Annotated in this window: 14 protein-coding genes; 11 read left to right on the top strand and 3 right to left on the bottom strand. The window is 43.6% G+C overall.

Annotated features, from left to right (window positions below):
- On the bottom strand, nt 1-256 hold a 256-nt coding region (locus ABD894_RS15690), incomplete at its 3' end, for a DUF892 family protein (RefSeq protein WP_345211110.1).
- 132 nt (nt 257-388) lie between these two features.
- On the opposite strand from ABD894_RS15690, the gene ABD894_RS15685 reads away from it, so the two are divergent.
- The 4 genes from ABD894_RS15685 to ABD894_RS15670 all read left to right on the top strand — a co-directional run bounded on the left by ABD894_RS15685 (nt 389) and on the right by ABD894_RS15670 (nt 3,765).
- A complete protein-coding gene (locus ABD894_RS15685; protein WP_345212008.1) occupies nt 389-1,489 on the top strand; it encodes an excinuclease ABC subunit UvrA in 1,101 nt (366 codons plus the stop codon).
- On the top strand, nt 1,462-2,919 hold the full coding sequence (locus tag ABD894_RS15680; protein ID WP_345212007.1) for an AAA family ATPase: 1,458 nt from the start codon (nt 1,462-1,464) through the stop codon (nt 2,917-2,919). Before ABD894_RS15685 ends, ABD894_RS15680 begins: the two co-directional genes overlap by 28 nt.
- A gap of 108 nt (nt 2,920-3,027) precedes the next feature.
- Complete coding sequence (locus ABD894_RS15675; protein ID WP_345212006.1) at nt 3,028-3,390, top strand: response regulator; 363 nt, start codon at nt 3,028-3,030, stop codon at nt 3,388-3,390.
- A gap of 9 nt (nt 3,391-3,399) precedes the next feature.
- The gene (locus tag ABD894_RS15670) at nt 3,400-3,765 is read left to right on the top strand and encodes a hypothetical protein (protein ID WP_345212005.1); all 366 of its coding nucleotides are present in this window, start codon (nt 3,400-3,402) and stop codon (nt 3,763-3,765) included.
- 5 nt (nt 3,766-3,770) lie between these two features.
- Here ABD894_RS15670 and ABD894_RS15665 read toward each other — a convergent pair whose 3' ends face one another.
- Nucleotides 3,771-4,520, bottom strand: a complete 750-nt coding sequence (locus ABD894_RS15665; protein WP_345212004.1) for a DUF72 domain-containing protein — start codon at nt 4,518-4,520, stop codon at nt 3,771-3,773.
- Between the two features lie 124 nt (nt 4,521-4,644).
- A complete protein-coding gene (locus ABD894_RS15660; RefSeq protein WP_345212003.1) occupies nt 4,645-5,196 on the bottom strand; it encodes a hypothetical protein in 552 nt (183 codons plus the stop codon).
- Nucleotides 5,197-5,853: 657 nt separating this feature from the next.
- Between ABD894_RS15660 and ABD894_RS15655 the strand changes: the two genes are divergently transcribed.
- The 7 genes from ABD894_RS15655 to ABD894_RS15625 all read left to right on the top strand — a co-directional run bounded on the left by ABD894_RS15655 (nt 5,854) and on the right by ABD894_RS15625 (nt 15,164).
- Nucleotides 5,854-6,699: an SDR family oxidoreductase gene (locus ABD894_RS15655; RefSeq protein ID WP_345212002.1), complete on the top strand. Its 846-nt coding sequence runs from the start codon at nt 5,854-5,856 to the stop codon at nt 6,697-6,699.
- A 152-nt stretch (nt 6,700-6,851) separates the two neighbouring features.
- On the top strand, nt 6,852-9,335 hold the full coding sequence (locus ABD894_RS15650; RefSeq protein WP_345212001.1) for an SLBB domain-containing protein: 2,484 nt from the start codon (nt 6,852-6,854) through the stop codon (nt 9,333-9,335).
- A 152-nt stretch (nt 9,336-9,487) separates the two neighbouring features.
- Nucleotides 9,488-10,432 carry a GumC domain-containing protein gene (locus ABD894_RS15645; protein WP_345212000.1) on the top strand — a complete coding sequence of 315 codons (945 nt, stop codon included), beginning with the start codon at nt 9,488-9,490 and terminating at the stop codon, nt 10,430-10,432.
- Between the two features lie 4 nt (nt 10,433-10,436).
- Nucleotides 10,437-11,681, top strand: a complete 1,245-nt coding sequence (locus ABD894_RS15640) for a protoporphyrinogen/coproporphyrinogen oxidase (RefSeq protein ID WP_345211999.1) — start codon at nt 10,437-10,439, stop codon at nt 11,679-11,681.
- Nucleotides 11,681-13,102 (top strand): flippase, encoded by a 1,422-nt coding sequence (locus tag ABD894_RS15635; RefSeq protein WP_345211998.1) that lies wholly within the window; start codon nt 11,681-11,683, stop codon nt 13,100-13,102. The genes ABD894_RS15640 and ABD894_RS15635 overlap by 1 nt, the downstream gene beginning before the upstream one ends.
- Nucleotides 13,103-13,123: 21 nt before the next feature.
- Complete coding sequence (locus ABD894_RS15630) at nt 13,124-13,822, top strand: glycosyltransferase (protein WP_345211997.1); 699 nt, start codon at nt 13,124-13,126, stop codon at nt 13,820-13,822.
- Nucleotides 13,823-13,829: 7 nt separating this feature from the next.
- Nucleotides 13,830-15,164, top strand: a complete 1,335-nt coding sequence (locus ABD894_RS15625) for an O-antigen polymerase (protein ID WP_345211996.1) — start codon at nt 13,830-13,832, stop codon at nt 15,162-15,164.
- Nucleotides 15,165-15,174: the final 10 nt, after the last annotated feature.

Below are 15,174 nucleotides of genomic sequence, written 5' to 3'. Positions count from 1 at the left end.
GTTTTTCGCCCAGCAGTTCAAATACTTTTTCCAGGCGGCTGACGTGATTTTTAGTTTGTTCCAAATGGGCTTCGATGGCGCTGCTTAATTTAGCAGACGTGGCCGCTTTGATCATTTTTGGAAGACCTTTTACCAAATGGTTTTCGGCCCAGTAAATGTCCATAATGCCGTCCTTGAACAGCTCCAGTAAAGCGGGTTCCGCCGTGGCGGTAGTTTTGGTGGCGAACTTTGGTTCGGTACCGGTTTCGTTTTTCATAATAATGATTGATGAATGAAGGGGATGGTATCTGCAGGAAGCGTTTTAATTTCTAATTAACATTTAAAACTATTGGTTGTTTCCGTTTGAGAAAATATTGTCAAACAAGGCAGCTGCGTTGTTGTCTTAAACATGATGAATAAAAAGAAACAATTCGACGGCTTTGTAAAAGTCCGCGGCGCGCGGGAACACAATTTAAAAAACGTCAGCCTGGATATTCCGCGGGACGCATTGGTGGTGTTCACCGGTATTTCCGGATCAGGAAAATCTTCATTGGCTTTTGATACGTTGTATGCCGAGGCGCAGCGTCGTTACCTGGAATCTGTTTCACCCTATGCCCGCCGGCTATTCAACCAGATGCCCGTGCCCGAGGTCGATGAGATCGAAGGGTTGCCGCCGGCGGTAGCCTTGCAGCAACAGCGCGGCGGTGCCAGTACGCGATCGTCTGTCGGTAGCGTGACCACATTAGCCAATTTGCTACGAATGCTCTATTCAAGGGCAGGTGATTATCCCGCCGGCCAGGGAACTATATACGCAGAGGCCTTTTCACCCAATACCCCGGAAGGCGCCTGCCCTGAATGTCATGGCCTGGGGCGGGTCTACGAGGTAACTGAAAAGACAATGGTGCCGGATGATACGTTGACCATACGGGAGAAAGCCATTGCCGCCTGGCCATCTGCCTGGCAGGGACAGAACCAACGGGATATTTTGACCACCATGGGTATCAGCATTGATACGCCCTGGAAAGAACTGCCTAAAAAAGACCGCGACTGGATTTTGTTTACCGATGAACAGCCGGTGGTACCGGTTTACTCCGGCTATACACATAAAGAGATACAGCGCTTTATTAAAAACAAACGCCAGCCCGATTACATGGGCACGTTCACGGGTGCCCGGCGTTATGTGCAGCATACCTTCGCCCATACCCAAAGCCAGCTGATGAAAAAACGCGTAGCGCAATTCATGCTGAGCAGTGAGTGCCCCTTATGTAAAGGCAAACGTTTGCGGCGGGAATCCTTGTCCGTCAAATTTGCGGGCTATGATATTGCTGATTTGTCCAGATTGGCATTGAACAAGCTGGCGGGCATCTTTCAGCCCTACGCCCTGAGTGATGCACCTGCATTAATGAAGATAGCAACTGCTCATCCGGAAAAGGTCGTCTCGCACAGCGGATCGCGGAAGACTTTTTGGGGCGGCTGCAGGTCATGCTGGATCTTGGCTTGGGCTACCTGACTTTAGAGCGTAGCACGCCTACCCTTTCGCCCGGCGAATTGCAGCGCCTGCGGTTGGCGACACAAGTCCGCTCGAATTTATTCGGTGTTGTTTATGTGTTAGACGAACCCTCAGCAGGTTTGCATCCGGCAGATACAGAAGCCTTATTAAGGGCGTTGGAAAAATTGAAAGCATCGGGCAACTCCTTGTTTGTTGTCGAGCATGAAATAGATGTGATCCGACATGCCGACTGGATCGTAGATGTCGGCCCGGCAGCGGGCGAAAAAGGCGGGCATATTTTATATAGCGGCCTACCTGCCGGATTGAAAAATATTGAAGCATCTGTTACACGACGGTATATTTATGAATCAGTTGCCGCCACGCAGCCGAAAGCCCGCGAACCAAAGGACTGGCTGAAACTGGAGGATGTTACCAGAAACAATTTAGTCAACTTATCAGCGGCTTTCCCGCTGGGCGTAATGACCAGCGTTACCGGGGTTTCCGGTTCGGGGAAAAGTTCGCTGGTCAGCCAGGTGCTGGTCGAACTGGTTGCGGGGCAGTTAAGTTTGAAAATCGATATCGCGGAGGAGACCGAAACCGATCCGCTGGAGCAAACAGAAGTGGTTACACTTGGGGGGCGGATCACTGCCGGTATGAAACACGTTAAACGCATGGTCGTCGTTGATCAAAAGCCTATTGGCCGTACACCGAGGTCCAACCTGGCTACTTATACGGGGCTGTTTGACCATGTCCGCAAACTGTTCGCTTCTACCAAAGCAGCGAAAACCAAAAAATATGATGCCGGGCGTTTTTCTTTTAACGTAGCCAAAGGTCGCTGCCCGCATTGCGAAGGCGAAGGTTTTGTGATGGTTGAACTATTGTTTCTGCCGAGCGTATATACCCCCTGCCCGACCTGCGGCGGCACCCGGTATAACCCGCAGACACTGGCGATCACGTACAAGGACAAGAATATTGCCGAGGTATTGGGTATGACGGTGGATGAGGCTGCCCTGTTTTTTGATGAAGATCCGTCTGTCAGCCGTGCATTGGAAATCGTAAGTGAGGTCGGGTTGGGTTACCTGCGTTTGGGCCAGCCGGCCACTGAGCTCTCCGGCGGAGAGGCGCAGCGAATCAAACTGGCGACCGAACTGCAGCGCGCGCAACACGGGCAGACACTGTATATACTGGATGAACCAACAACGGGGCTGCATCCTTCGGATGTGGAACGGCTGATGCTCCAGCTCAACCGCTTGGTGGATGCGGGCAACACCGTCATCCTGGTGGAACATGATATGCAGGTGATCGCAGCCAGCGATTGGGTGATCGACATCGGCCCTGGTGCAGGTGAAGAAGGCGGGAAGATTGTGGCTGAAGGTACACCGTTGACTATAGTTACGAGTAAAGCAAGCCGGACCGCACCATATTTGAAAAAGGTTTTGATAACATCTTAATGATCAGCTCGAAATGGCATAAGAATTGCTCAAAATAAGCCACATCTAATCAGCTTTATTATGTGCCAAGTTATAGTAGTTGACGACAATCCTGTCGACCATTTGATCATGAAAAAAACACTGGAACGTTTTGATATTTTCCGGGATGCGATTTTCACTTTTAACGGCGGGCCCATTATTTCCTTTCTGGAAGAATTTCATGATGAACCTGCTGTGCTGCCGAATCTGATATTTCTGGATCTGAATATGCCGTTCAGCGGTCGCGAATTTTTGCGGCATTTGGAAATACTGTATACCTCGCTCCACAAACAGCCGGATGTCTATATCCTCAGTTCCTCCATAGATCCCACAGACAAGGCGCTGGTTGATGAGTATGATTTCGTGAAAGGCTTTTTAAGTAAACCAGTCAGCACGGAAGCGCTGTTCCGGATTGAAAACGCCTACCAGTCCGAAAAACGACTTGCCAGTTAATTTAAATATATGATTATTCATAAACCTATTTCGCCGAAGGCACACGCGATGATTGATTATGTGTTGGTTGGCGCACTGCTTGTCGTTCCTTCCTTATTAAAATTCCATAAAAAGGCAAGGAGGCTTTATATAGCTGAAGCGGCAGTGTTGCTTCCGTATGTGGCCCTTACCAAACAACCCCTCTCGCTCAAAGGCATCATCCCCATGGAAACCCATGGTCGTATTGATCCATTTAATATAGCGCAGTTTGCGCTGCAGACGTTTTATAAACGCGTTCGCAGGAACCGTAGTTCATTGATCTTCAATATTGCCTTTACCGCGTTAGCCGGAATCACAGTATTATTAACAAACTACGATGCAAAAACAAGTCGTTGATCTAATCAGCCGCAGTTGAGTTCATCGATTAATGTGCTAAGATTGCCAAGGGCATTGCCCACCGTGTTGTTGAAGTACGCATACACCGTTTTCCCCTCTTCCTGAAACTCCCTGATATAGCTGGCGTATTCAGCCAAAAAATCGTCGTCATAACTGCCTCGGTAATCACCGTTAGGCCCATGAAAGCGAAAGTAAATGTGGTTTGCTTCCGTTGACTGCATAGGTGCGGCTGAGGCCGGCAGATCATGGATCACCATGGTTGCACCAAAGCTGTTGAGCAATTCATAGGTTGTTTCTTCATACCAAGATCTGTGTCTGAACTCTACAGCGATAGGCCAGGCTTCTGTCTGATCACTCTCCTTGATTGAACTTAGCAGATCTACCAATTGTGGCATCACGGCCTTAGTCAGGCTTGGCGGGAACTGAACGAGCAAAGCGCCTTTTTTAGCACCAACGCTATTAATACGTTCTATAAACGTTGCTATGTCAGGGCTTGGAAATACCAGATTCTTATTGTGCGTGATCTCCTTCCACAATTTGAATGTAAAGCGAAAATCCTCAGGTACTTCTTCTGCCCAGCGGGCCAGTGTTTTAGCAATGGGCAACTTATAAAAGGAGCTATTGATCTCAACGGAATTGAACAAGGAGGAATAATAGGTCAGTCGGCTCTTGTCCGCAAACGCAGGCGGAAAGTCACGCTTGGGTATTGGCGACTGCAAGCCGCTGGTACCGGCGTAAAAAGTGGGATCAGTCATACATCATTGTTTCAAAAATACCATTCGCTTTCGGTTACGACTGCATTGCGAAAAGCTGCTCTAATTTATCGCCGCTTTTTTAAAAGTAATTGTGGTATAATTAACGCTGTTAATTATACTATCACTAAACTGAATTGACATTTTCTGCCTGGCGGATAAGTTCTAAAGCCTCATATCTCAGCCCGGGATCACCCTTGGTCATCTTGCCTAAAAGCGCTTGCTTTTTCCGCAGATACTTTTCTTTTTTCCTGGTGCTTTCATACTGCAATACCCAATTGATATTGTAGATAAGATCGCCATATTTGACGGTTTGCGCATCGGGACTGATATGGATCAGCCGCTCTGCCTCCCTCCGTTTCCGTTCTATTTTACTTAGATTGGGGTAGGCCTTTTTAGTAAACTTATCAGTAAGTTCAGTAACGCTATCTGTAATATGAACCACTTCTGCCTCACCATATCCAAAGCTTGTAAGTACAACCATCAATTGACCCGCGCTAATCTTAGTTTCTTCAAAAAGATCGTGGCACAAACCTATTTCATATGCAAGTAAGGCCTTGTTCTCCGCTTTCTCTGCCACATATTCGAGGTGTTCAAAATAGGGGTTGTCGGTATATTTGATCAACTGCCCCGCATGCTGTTCCCTAACCCAGTCCCTGAGCTGTTCTCTATCCACCATCAATCCTTTTTATCAGACGCTTTTACACAATTAGGGACAGTTTTTCCGTCCTTCTTTTTAGTCCCTTCTTTATGGTAACCCGACCAGCAGGGATCCTTTTTAGTTTTCTTTGCCATGGCATCTCAATTGAATTTGCATTGATATTCAATTATTGTTCCAATGAATTCGCGGATGTAAAATATGATGTAATTATCAATTGCAACTTTTTTAAATAACATCAACAAAACCAGGCAATATGCGTTAGAATATAACCAATGTATCATAAACCGGAATTACGGAGATTTTTTTTATAACACTAAAACCGTTAGTTTATGATAGGCGCGTCAACTACTTCCAATTCTGCCGGTAAAAACTGTTCGTGTGGTGCCAATCATCTCGACTTTTACAGAATTCCGAGAAACTTTTTAATGAAGATCTTCCTGTTTTGGCTTCCACTTAAACGTTACAGATGCCAGCGGTATTTACGTAAACATTGGATTACCGGATAATTAAAAATTTCAGGCTAAGGATGCAATTATCGGAACTTGCCTGGTTAGCGGTGCTCTTCAGCTGGCTTGATCGTGATCGTACGAAGCACCGGATACTTTTGGCGGCAAATAAGTTCTTCCGATTTGTTTTTTGGTACACAAATTGAAATATTAACTAAAAAACGCACACATGGCCAAGAAAGCAAAAAAACAAAACCGTCAACCAGGCATTGAGGCGAAAATGGATCCCGCGCCGGAATATATTAAAACCGGGTATCTTGGTTCGGGGAAGCTTAAAGGAAAAGTAGCCCTCGTTACCGGCGGAGACAGTGGCATTGGGCGTGCAGTGTGTATACACTTTGCCCGTGAAGGGGCGGATATCGCCTTTGTTTACCTTGATGAAGATATCGACGCAAAAGAAACAGAAGCCCTGATAATTGCTGAAGGTGTAAAGTGCCTCGTGATCAAAGGAGATGTCAAAAAAAGCAAATTCTGTAAAAAAGCAGTACAAGAGACAGCAGAGAAACTCGGCGCGCTAAATATCCTCGTTAATAATGCCGGTATGCAAGTGCCGCAGAAAGATCCTAAAGCTATCGACGAAAAGCAGCTTGACGATACCTTCCGGACTAATATATATGCTTACTTTCATTTTGCCAATGAAGCGCTTGAATATTTAAAAGAGGGTGATAGTATTATCAATACTACTTCGGTTACCGCTTACAGATCCTCGCCGAATCTTGTCGACTACTCGTCAACGAAAGGAGCCATTACTTCTTTTACACGCTCATTGGCTACAAACATCGTCCAACGGAATATAAGGGTAAATGCGGTGGCCCCGGGACCTGTATGGACACCCTTGATCGTCGCTACTTTCGATACGGAGAAGATCAAATCTTTTGGTGAGGAAACGGCGATGAAAAGAGCAGGACAGCCTTCTGAAGTAGCGCCAGCGTATGTGTTTTTGGCCTCTGATGACGCATCTTTTATTACCGGGCAGGTGATCCACGTAAATGGCGGCGAGGTGGTTAATGGTTAAATGAACTATTGTGTCTGCCATACAGGTGCTTCTATCTTTTGATTTCCGGATTCCTGACAAACATTTTTAGCCATTATTTGTACATAACAAATACCCATTTGGATATACAATGCACATCCATTAAGGCGATTTAAAATTACGCTCATTTAACTATGATAAAACTTAGACCTGCTTTTTTTCTTTTTACGCTTTTCCTCATCCTTATATATTCATTATCTACCTACGCGCAGCAAATACCGGACGATCTCAGTAACATCAATGTAGATAATCTTTCTGACGGACAGATCAGGCAGTTGATACAGCAAGCCAACGCCTCAAACTTGTCAGATGCGCAGCTCGTACAAATTGCAGAGCGTAAAGGTCTGCCCGCTACAGAAGCGGTAAAGTTAACGGCACGTATCCGTTCATTAAAGAACGGACAGGAGCAAAACACTGACAGTAAAAATAACCTTACAGAAACCGCCGACTCGATACCCTCTAAAAGAAAACTAAGCTTCATACCGGAGCCTGATTCTGCGAGCCGTATCAAACCGGATCTGTTCGATAAAATCTTTCCTAAGGTCTTCGGATCGGATCTATTTAAAAACTCGAATCTCACCTTTGCCCCGAACCTCAAATTAGCCACACCCAAAAACTATATCATCGGCCCTGACGATCAGCTGAACATCAACGTTTACGGCAACTCTTTAGCCAACTGGAAACTTGATGTTTCGCCGGAAGGGAACATCAATATCCCGGGCATAGGCTTACTCAACGTTGCCGGGAAGTCAATTGAGCAGGCAACCGCAAATATAAAAAGTAAACTTGCGGCAGGCAATTACGCTGTTGGCCGTGGTACTACCGTACAAGTCAGTTTAGGAAATATACGAAGCATCAAAGTGATATTGGTAGGCCAGATAAATAAACCCGGTACTTATACCCTTCCTTCCCTCGCGACAGCATTTAACGCGCTGTATTCAGCAGGCGGCCCCAATAATAACGGTAGTTTCAGGCAAATCGAGATCATACGAAATAACAAACTGATCAGGACACTAGATATTTATGATTTTCTTCTGAAAGGCGACCAGATCAACAATATCGGCTTGCAGGATCAGGACATTATCAGGGTGCCTACTTACCGCACACATGTAGAATTAGCTGGTGAAATAAAAACGCCCGCCATATTTGAAGTTTTACCGGGAGAAACCTTGCAGAATGTGCTTGGTTTTGCAGGTGGTTTTTCTGATGTGGCCTACACCAACCGTGTAAAAGTACTGCAGATAAGTGACCAACAACGCAAAATAACAGATGTGTACGAAGCCGATTATAAAAACTACATCCCGTTGAGGGGAGATAAGTATATAGTTGACCGTATCTTGGACAGATATGAAAACCAGGTAAGCATTAGCGGAGCAGTTTTCAGGCCAGGTATGTATGAGCTGGAAAAAGGCCTAACCCTATCGCGTTTAATTGAAAAAGCAGCCGGGCTGAAAGAAGATGCGTTCACCGGTCGCGGAAGCATCACCCGCCTGAAACAAGACAACTCAAAGGAACTCATCTCTTTTGATATAAAAGCGATACTTAACAAAAGCGCTGCCGACATACCCTTGCAAAGAGAGGATAGCGTAGCTATCACCTCCTTGTTTGATCTTCGCGACAAATACAATGTGACCATCAAAGGCGAAGTGAGGAAACCTGGCGCATTTCCTTTTGCCGAAGGAATGAAGGTGGCCGATCTGATTGTGCAATCCGGTGGATTTACCGAGGGAGCCAGCGCCAAACGGATAGAAGTAGCACAACGCAAAACGGACAGCGATCCAAAGTCACTAAACAGCGATGTAGCCATCGTTTTCAGTGTTGACCTCGATAATAAGCTCGACCTCAATAATGCTGACTTTACACTTCACCCTTATGATATAGTATCCGTTTATAGTTTGCCGGGATATGAAAAGCAGCGCACGGTTAAAATAGAAGGTGAGGTATTATACCCTGGTTATTATACGTTAAAAACAAAAAACGAAAAAATATCGGATATATTGAAACGCGCGGGAAGCCTTACCGCATCAGCCGACGCCGACGGGAGCTCACTCAAAAGAACCAACATCGCTATTTTGGGAGTGGATAAGAATAAACGGGATTCATCGGCTATACAGGAAAGGTCGGACAGGTTAAGACGCATTCAAAGTTCTTTTAAAGACTCCGCCGATGTACAAACCCGCAATAATTACATAGGCATCGACCTGAAAAAAATACTGGAAAAACCGGGATCCATCACCGATTTGATATTGGAGGATGGTGATGTGATACGCGTTCCGAAACAACAGCAGATCGTCCGCGTTAACGGGGAAGTTCTCTTCCCGAGCGCCGTAGTGTTTGAAAAAAGCAAGTCGTTTAACGATTACGTGATTAATGCGGGAGGCTTTGCGCCTACTGCTTTAAAGCGCGGTGCATACGTGGTGTATGCCAATGGTACGGTACGCGGTACACGAAAGTTCCTGTTTTTTACCAGCCGACCAGCTATTAAACCCGGCAGCGAAATATATGTACCAAAAAAATTACCGCCAAGAGCCAATACGACACAGGAAATTTTAGGTATTACATCAGGGTTGGCTTCTGTTGCTGCCATCATTTTCGGAATTATAAGCTTACGCAGGTAATATTTGATTTTATGCAAACCGTAAACACCCCCTCCGGTCTTCCCGAATCGCATGAAATATCAGTGCGGAGTATCTTTGTAAAGATACGGCAACTCGTTATTTACATCAAAAGTAAGTCTGCTATAATTCTCTTATACACTATAATCGGAGCCTTGCTTGGGCTTGCCTGGTCTGTTTTCATTAAAACCAAGTATACCGCGGTTTGCACATTTGTACTGGATGAAAGCGACAAAGAAGGTATGCTTGGCCAATATTCAGGTTTGGCTTCACTTGCCGGCATTGACCTGGGCGGCAGTGGCGGCGGCATATTTAAAGGCGATAACATACTTGAGCTGTATAAGTCGCGGTTAATGCTGAAAAAAACCTTGCTTACTGAAACGGTGATCAACGGTAAAAAACAAAAATTGGTAGACCGTTATATTACTTCCAATAGATTAATGGAAGAATGGAAGGATGACCATATTGGCCCGGTAAACTTCAATGGCGATCCGGAACACTTCAACAGAACACAGGACAGCATCATCACTGATATAACGGAAAAGCTTAACAAAAAAAATCTCGAAGTAGGCAAACCCGATAAAAAATTGAGCATTATACGGGTAGCTTTTACAGCTAAAGATGAAGTGTTCGCCAAGTTATTTACCGATCAACTGGTAAAAAACGTCAATGACTTTTATGTACAAACCAAAACAAAAAAAGCGGCGCTGAACGTAAGCATATTGCAGCACCAGGCCGATAGTGTTAAACGCATGCTTAATCTTTCCATCAGCGGCGTTGCCTCAGGGATAGACGCTACGCCAAACGCCAACCCTGCTTTGCTTATATTAAAAGTACCATCGCAGCGCAAACAAGTTGATGTGCAAGCCAATACCGCTATTTACAGCGAAATGATCAAAAACCTCGAAATATCTAAAATATCACTTAGGCAGCAAACACCCCTTATCCAGTTTATTGATCAGCCGGTATTTCCGCTGAACGATAACCATCTCAGCAAACTCAAGGCGATCGTAATAGGAGGTCTGCTGGCTTTCGTGTTCTCCGTAATAGGCTTGCTGGCATTGCGCCTTTTGAGGTCAGTAATAATGTTATCAAAATAAAGAGATGAAAATAGGAGTATTAGGAGCAGGCGTTTCAGGGTTAAGTATCGGACGGCAATTAGGAAAACAACACGATGTGGAGCTGCTTGAACGCGCACCTGTACATGGGGGAATAGCGCGCACGAGAAACGCAGAAGGGATAGCCTACCATGTTACCGGCGGGCACTGTTTTAATACGAAATATAATGATGTGCTTGACTTTGTATTTAAGGAGATTTTGCCGGAAAAAGATTGGCATAAGATACAGCGCAGGGCCACCATAAAATTAAGCGGCAATGAACTCACTTATCCAATAGAATACGCCGTTAAACAGATCAGTGAGTTTGACAATGACCTCGCTATCGCGATCACCAGGGATTTTTTAGCGGCGGATGACGATCACCATTATGAAAACCTTGAAGATTGGTTCAGAAAAAAGTTTGGGGATACCCTTGCCGAACAGTACTTTATACCCTATAACACAAAAATATGGAATCGTAAACCCGCCGACATGAGCCCGGGTTGGGTAGAAGGTAAATTGCCTATCCCCGACAAGTACTCTTTTTTTAAAGGCCTGATCAGCAATGAGGAAGATAAAATGCCTCATGCCTCGTTTTATTATCCTAATACTAATGATCAAAATACCTTTATCGACAACTTGGCCAGGGGATTAACTATTGTGACAAACTACCAGGTTGAAAGCATCGTTAAAAAGCCAAACGGAAAGTGGGTAATTAACGATGAAAAGGAATATGACCTATTAATATCTACATTACCCTTAAATATACTACCTTCATTAATAAGCGGAACCCCTAATGAAATACTTGAGCAGGCCCAAAAATTGAAATATAACAGGGTAACCACCATGCTTTGGGAAACGAAGGGTACTCGCAATACCTGGACGTACATACCGGAAAGCGACAATTTTTTTCACAGGTACATCCATATCGGCAATTTTTTCAGCCCCGCTAAAAATTACTCCATCACTGAAGTTGTAGGCGAAAAAACTTATGACGAGATGCTTGAAAATGGCAGGAAAGATCCGTTTTTAATACGCCCTGTAGATTATCATGTATCCGGTCATGCTTATGTGGTTTTTGACGAGCATTACAAAAGTGCCACTGAAGCCATCAAAAATCACCTCAAACATATAGGGATATATACGCTTGGCCGGTTTGGCGAATGGCAATATTATAATATGGATGTTTGCATTAAAAGCAGTATAGATATGGCTGCTGCCATAACAAAAGAACATAGCATCAGCGCATAATGGGCATCCGGAAAAATATGATCAGTAACCTGTTGCTTACTTCTTCGGCAATAGTATTCCCGCTCATTACCTTTCCTTATGTTACCCGCACATTGTCGGCAGGCAGTATCGGCAAATATTTCTTTATGGATGCCATATCGCAATACCTGATCATATTTTCTGCTGTAGGTATCCCCTACTATGGTATCCGCGAAATATCAAAGGTGAAAGATGAACCTGCGGCGCGATCAAAACTGGTAGCCGAATTGCTGCTTATACAGATCACGCTGGCGCTGGCATTTTCGGTTTTATTGTTATTTGCCCCATCAGTTGTACCTTCTTTAACCAATGATAGCACCCTGGTTAAGGTAGCGTGCGTTAACATTATCTGCAGCGCCTTTTTAATGGAGTGGTTTTACCAGGGCATTGAAAACTTCACCTACATTACCGGGCGATCTATGATCATTAAGGTAATCAGCGTGATCAGTATTTTGCTTATGGTAAAACAAAGCGACGATTACCTGATCTACTATGCCATATCTACCATGGTGATTGTGCTGAATGCTGCGCTTAATCTTTTCAATTATCTTAAAAAACATTACCGGCCCTTTAATGAAGGTCTGGCATTTCGAACGCATTTTAAACCGCTCCTCATCCTGTTCAGCATTAATGTTTCAGTTAGTATTTATGCTATCCTGGACACGATCATACTCGGCATGCTCACCAATCCGGAAACGGTAAGCTTTTACAATGTCCCCCTGAAACTGGTACGGATATTCTGGATGGTTGTCAATGGTGCGGGAATGGTATTGATTCCCCGCATCGCTGGCTATTTCGCAAGTAAAGATATGGACGCTATACAAAACATAATGCGCAAATCACTCAGCATCGTTTTTTTACTTACCCTACCATTCTGCTGTTTTTGCATGCTCTTTCCCATGGAAATATTAACCATCATATCAGGAAAACAATACCTTTTTGCGGCCAATACGCTGCGTATTTTATCAGTATTACCTTTCATTATAGCCCTCTGTAATGTTTGCGGCACGCAATTTTTAATGCCGATAGGCCAGGAAAACAAAATACTCCATGCCACCTTGCTGGGTTTAGTGGTCAGTTTGTGTTTTAATTTTCTGCTCATCCCCTATTTAAAATTCACAGGCGCCGCCATTGCCTGTGTACTCGCCGAAAGCACGGTTTGCCTGTACATAGTGATATCAGCATCAAAAAGAATAAAACTATCTGTTGATCGTGCTCTATTGATCCATATTCTCATCAGCCTGGGTATTGCCGTATTGTTGCGCTGGATATTGTCGAACTGGATCAGCGGTTTAGCGCTTATCATGACCGACGTGCTGGTGTATGTCCTGACGTTTATTTTACTTCAGTTCACTTATTTCAAAAACGAGTTTATTTTTTCCTTAGTTAAAACAAGGAATTAAAAATGATAGTTTATATAGGCAATGAAAGAACCCCTGATCAGCATTATTACCGTTACTTATAACGCAGCCGCATTTGTTGAAACTACTATAAAAAGTGTTATCGATCAACCTTTTGATAACTTCGAATACCTCGTCATAGACGGAAACTCTACCGACGGGACACAACAGGTGATAGAAAAATATGCTGATAAAATAGACCTGTTTTTAAGTGAACCGGATAAAGGCATACCTGACGCGCTTAACAAAGGGGTGAGATTGGCAAAAGGCAAATACATTGTATTTATTTTAGCAGGCGATAAGCTCTTCACTTTGCCCCATGAGCAATTGGCGGCCTCTAACGCTGATGTGGTTTGTTTCCCGGTGAAAGTAACCGGGGATGTAACGCACTACCCGGAGGTGAACGACTGGTTGAAGATCATGAACACCATTCCGCATCAGGGTGCATTTTTCAAACGTACGGAGAACCTGGTGCATGATCTGAAATATCGCTTTTTTTGTGATTTCGCCCTATGCCAGGTCTATTACAAAAGTAAACTGGAATTCAAGGTTTACGATGCGCCGGTAGTTGCCTTCCATGGATTGGACGGCGCCACAAGTAACAAGAAAAACTTTCATGAGGTATTTTCCATTGTGAAAGAAAACTATGGCTTTGTGTACAGGGTGCTGTCATTTATGTACTGGAAATATTTCGGTTTAACGATAAGACTTAAATTACGCTAAACATAAAATGGATTGGTATACCTTCGGTTTATTGTTGTATGATAACCTTTACCTGTATCTGGGTATACTTGCAGTATCTCTATTTTTATATTTTATACTTTTCAAAAAAAACTATATTTCATTTCTCGATCCGCTGATTTTCAATCTCATTTATTCCGTATTCGGCTTTTCAGTAGTGGTTTTTTTATATGCAACGCAAAGTATTGAATTAAAATATTTTATCAGTTACCTGTTAACTCAGGCGGCTTTTTTTATTGGTTTGTTCTTTTTTAAGCCTTTAACCCGTAATAGTATTGTGTCGGGTACCAACGTAAAAACATATTTTGAATATGAAAGTATGCTGATAAAACTCCTCTTTATGCTTACTTCCGTTACGTACATTTTTGTACAATTGCTGAGTTACAAATTAGTAGGTATACCCCTGTTCCTGGAATCGCGCTTAGGTGCTTATGCTGATAGTGGCGGACTTGGTATACTGGGCCGGGTACTGGATGTATTACGGCCTGCAACGGCATTTCTTCTAGTCTATCTTTTACTCGAAGTAAAAAAAGGCGCCGGTTTTAAATTTTACCTGTTTGTCTACACTGTATTTTTATTACTCTCGTTTGCCTTATCAGGTAGTAAAAGCTTATTTATGAGCCTTGGGTTTGTATTATTTATCTACCTTATACTAAATGCCCAAAAACTGAAACGGTATTTTTTCAATCTCAGGAAGTACGAACGTTATATTATTGCAGGAGGTTTATCATTTGCTTTTATTGTAATTTTCGCCCAGCTAAAAAGCAGCGATACCGGTGAAGGTAACAGTTTAAATATATTCCTTTATCGCCTCGTGGCATCTGGCGATACTTATTACTTTTCTTACCCCAATAATAATATCGAAACCATAAACGGTTCAAAATATTTTTTGGCGCTATTTGGCGACATCTTCAGCACCTTACGAATAGTTCCGCGGGACTATCAGCCGGAAGTATTAGGTGTGCAATTATTTCACATCTATACCGATGCTGATCTTATTGCCGGTCCGAACGCGCGGCATAATGTATTTGGATATATTTACTACGGCATGTACGGCAGTATTATCTTTTCTTTTTTAATAGGTTTTTCGCTTGGTTTTTTGCGCAACAAACTTTTCTTCAGCTTAAAAAAGAATGTAATAGGACAACTTTTGTTTATGTTTTTATACATCAATTTATGCTTTATAGAAACTGACCCGCCTGTAGCCATGACCGGCATAGAAAATGTACTGCTTATATTTCCTGTTTTTTTAATATTGGCTTTCATGTTATATGTGCCACTATATAACATGAAAAAACAAAAAGTTGGTTATGAAGTTGGTTAAACTTGACCAT

This window comes from Mucilaginibacter gynuensis (genome assembly GCF_039541195.1).
Classification (GTDB): domain Bacteria; phylum Bacteroidota; class Bacteroidia; order Sphingobacteriales; family Sphingobacteriaceae; genus Mucilaginibacter; species Mucilaginibacter gynuensis.
This window is presented reverse-complemented; position numbering and strand designations above follow the sequence as displayed.